At 68.6% G+C, this 3,542-nt stretch carries 3 protein-coding genes; 1 reads left to right on the forward strand and 2 read right to left on the reverse strand.

Going from position 1 to position 3,542, the window contains the following annotated elements; genetic code table 11:
• Positions 1 to 166: 166 nt before the first annotated feature.
• Together GJV64_RS12615 and purD are read right to left on the reverse strand one after the other, a co-directional pair.
• The gene (locus GJV64_RS12615) at positions 167 to 1,234 is read right to left on the reverse strand and encodes a phosphotransferase family protein (protein ID WP_164157631.1); all 1,068 of its coding nucleotides are present in this window, start codon (positions 1,232 to 1,234) and stop codon (positions 167 to 169) included.
• Positions 1,235 to 1,279: 45 nt separating this feature from the next.
• A complete protein-coding gene (gene purD / locus GJV64_RS12620) occupies positions 1,280 to 2,536 on the reverse strand; it encodes a phosphoribosylamine--glycine ligase (RefSeq protein ID WP_164157632.1) in 1,257 nt (418 codons plus the stop codon).
• A gap of 108 nt (positions 2,537 to 2,644) precedes the next feature.
• Here purD and xseA point away from each other — a divergent pair.
• Positions 2,645 to 3,542 (forward strand): exodeoxyribonuclease VII large subunit (xseA, locus tag GJV64_RS12625; RefSeq protein ID WP_235927740.1); only part of this gene is annotated, 898 nt, incomplete at its 3' end.

A 3,542-nucleotide genomic window follows, 5' to 3' on the forward strand; every position in this document is an offset into this window, starting at 1 on the left:
CCGGCGGGATGCGGCGCGCGGGCGATGGCCCGCACATCGGCCATGGCGCGGCCGGCACTGAACTGGTCAGCCGGCGCAGCTGCAGGCAGCGGCGCCGGCGTCTGGATGCGCAGCACGGCCCAGATCAGGCCGGCGGCAAGCGTGAAAAGGAAGAGCGCCCAGCGCGTCACGCGCCAAGTTTCTTGGCCTGCTCCCACGCCAGATCGGCCAGCGCCTCGAAGCCCTCCGCCGATTTCTTCGCGTGCGCGGAGGTGGCGGTGCCGCGGATCACCCGGCCCTTGATGCCGTGGATGATGCCGGCCAGCCGGAACATGTTGTAGGCGACATAGAAATCGATGTCAGGGATGCCGTCCCGCCCGGTGCGGCGGCAATAGGCGTCGACATATTCGGCCTCCGTCGGCAGGCCGAGTGCTGCCAGGTCATTGCCCACCAGCCCCGTCGTGGTGCTGGGCGGCATGCGGTACATCATCAGGTGATAGGAGAAATCGGCCAGCGGGTGGCCGATGGTCGACAGCTCCCAGTCCAGCACCGCCACCACCTTCGGTTCGGTCGGGTGGAAGATCATGTTGTCACAGCGATAATCGCCGTGGACGATGGCGCTTTCATCGCCCGGCGGGATGTTGGCCGGCAGCCATTCCACCAGCGCATCCATCGCCGGATAGCGGCCGGCATCGACGTCTTCGAGATACTGCTTGGACCAGCGGCCGATCTGGCGGGCGAAATAATTGCCGGGCTTGCCGAAATCCTCCAGCCCCGCCGCCACGTAATCGATCATGTGGAGATCGGCCATGGTCTTGTTCATGGCGTCGAAATAGGCGCGGCGTTCGGCGATTGGCACATCGGGGAAGGTCGTGTCCCAGATCACCCGGCCGTCCACGCAGTCCATGATGTAGAACCAGGTGCCGATCACCTCGTTGTCCTGGCACAGGCCGAAGGTGCGGGCGACCGGGAAGCCCTGTTTGTAGAGCGCAGTGATCACCCGATACTCCCGGTCTACGGCATGCGCCGAAGGCAGCAGCTGGCCCGGCGGCTTGCGCCGGAGCACATAGGATTGGCCGGGCGTGATCAGCTTGTAGGTGGGGTTGGACTGGCCGCCCTTGAACTGCTCGATGGTCAGCGGCCCGGCATAGCCCTCGACATGGGCGGCCATCCAGTCATGCAGCCGGCCGGCGTCGATCTCCTGACCGGGACGCACCGCACTGGTGCCGGAAAATTGCTGCTGCCGATCGCTCATCGCGTGCCTCCCCTGATTCTTGGCCCCGGGATGCCGGCGCCGGGCTCAGGCGGACTTGCCGATGTCCCGCCGGAAATGGCCGCCGTGCCAGTTGATCTTGCGCATAGCGGCATAGGCGAGCGCCCGCGCCTCGGAAATGTCATGGCCTGACGCGGTGACGTTCAGCACCCGGCCGCCAGCCGCCACCAGCCGCCCGGCCTCCGTGCGGCGGGTGCCGGCGTGGAACACCTTGACGCCCAGCGCCTCGGCCGCGGCCAGCCCGTCGATGACCGTGCCCACCACCGGGTTCCACGGATAGCCCTTGGCCGCCATCACCACGGTGACGGCAGCATCGCTGGAAAAACGTGGCTCAACGCTGGCCAGCGTACCGGTGGCCGCGGCCCACAACAGCTCGACCAGGTCGGACTCCAGCCGCATCATCAGCACCTGAGCCTCCGGATCGCCCAGCCGCACGTTGTATTCGATCAGCATCGGGCCTTCGGCGGTGAGCATCAGGCCGGCATAGAGAAAGCCCTGGAAGGGCGTGCCGCGCGCCTTCATGGCCGCCAGCGTGGGCAGCACAATCCGCTCAAGCGCCTGTTTCTGAAGCGCTGGCGTCAGGCGGGGCGAAGGCGACACCGCCCCCATGCCGCCGGTGTTTGGCCCTTCATCACCGTCGCGCAGCCGCTTGTGATCCTGCGCGGATGGCAGCACCCGCACAGTCTCGCCATCGGTGAGGATGAACAGGCTGGCTTCCGGCCCCACCAGGCATTGTTCCACCACCACCGGGCCCTGGATCTCGGCCAGCGCCGCCAGCCCTTCCTCGTTGGTGGTCGCCACGGTCACGCCCTTGCCGCCGGCGAGGCCATCGGCCTTCACCACCACCGGCAGCGGGTGCACGGCCACATAATGATGGGCGTCGGCGGCGCCGGCAAAGCGGCGGAAGCGGGCGGTGGGTATCTCGTGTTCGGCGCACAAGTCCTTGGTGAAGCCCTTGGACGCCTCCAGCTCGGCCGCGGCCTGCGATGGCCCCACCACCGCCACGCCGGCAGCACGCAGGGCATCGGCAACCCCCGCCACCAGCGGCGCTTCCGGGCCGATCACCACCAGGTCAATCGCATATTCGGTGACGAACTCCACCACGGCGGCCGGATCGGTGATGGCCAGCGCCACGCATTCGGCCTCTTCGGCGATGCCGGCATTGCCCGGCGCGCACAGCAGCCGGCGGCAACGCGGCGACTGCGCCAGGCGCCAGCACAGCGCATGTTCGCGGCCGCCGCCGCCCAGCACGAGAATGGCAAGGGAATCAGGCGCGCCGCTCATGACACCGTTCCTAACATGGCAGATTGTCGCGGCAAACCGCTGCGGGGCGGATTGTTGGGCTTTTGCGGTGGCTTTGCCAGCTTCGCCCCAGCCGCTAAGGATGGCGGCGTGGATGAGAGCAACAACACGCCCGAATATTCGGTGAGCGAGATCGCCGGGGCGCTGAAGCGCACGGTGGAGGCCGCCTTTGGCCAGGTGCGGGTGCGCGGCGAGCTGTCCCAGTTCCGCCGCCAGGCCAGTGGCCACTGGTATGGCAGCCTGAAGGACGAGCGCGCGCTGATCGATCTCGCCATGTGGAAGGGCACCGCCCAGGGCCTGACGTTCCGCCCCGAGGATGGCCTCGAGGTCGTCGTCACCGGCAAGCTCACCACCTATCCCGGCCGCTCCAAATATCAGCTGATCGTCGAGAAGATGGAGCCGGCCGGCGTCGGCGCGCTGCTTGCCCAGATCGAGGCGCGGCGGCTGAAGCTGCAGGCCGAAGGCCTGTTCGATCCAGCACGCAAGAAACCGCTGCCGTTCCTGCCGCGCGTCATCGGGGTCGTCACATCGCCCACCGGCGCCGTGATCCGCGATATATTGCACCGGCTGGCCGATCGCTTCCCGCGCCGCGTGCTGGTGTGGCCGGTGGCGGTGCAGGGCGAAGCCTCTGCGGCGCAGGTGGCCGCCGCCATCGCCGGCTTCAACGCGCTGCCCGCCGATGGACCGATCCCACGCCCCGATCTCATCATCGTGGCGCGCGGCGGCGGCTCCATCGAGGACCTTGCTGCCTTCAACGAGGAGATCGTGGTGCGCGCCGCCGCCGCCAGCCGCGTGCCCCTTATCAGCGCCGTCGGCCACGAGACCGACACCACCCTCATCGACTATGCGTCGGACTGGCGGGCGCCCACCCCCACCGCGGCGGCCGAGCGCGCGGTGCCGGTGCGCGCCGAATTGGCCGCCACGCTGGCCATGCTGCACGGCCGGCTCGACTCCGCGACGCTGCGCGCCCTGCGGCTGCGGCAGGAGC

The sequence above is a fragment of the Sandarakinorhabdus rubra genome (assembly GCF_010994245.1).
In the GTDB taxonomy this organism is placed as follows: Bacteria; Pseudomonadota; Alphaproteobacteria; order Sphingomonadales; family Sphingomonadaceae; genus Sandarakinorhabdus; species Sandarakinorhabdus rubra.

What these genes read in the sequence shown, in the direction of transcription:
- purD (WP_164157632.1), bottom strand. Translation starts at nt 2,536, where the DNA reads ATGAGCGGCGCGCCTGATTCCCTTGCCATTCTCGTGCTGGGCGGCGGC.
- GJV64_RS12615 (WP_164157631.1), bottom strand. Translation starts at nt 1,234, where the DNA reads ATGAGCGATCGGCAGCAGCAATTTTCCGGCACCAGTGCGGTGCGTCCC.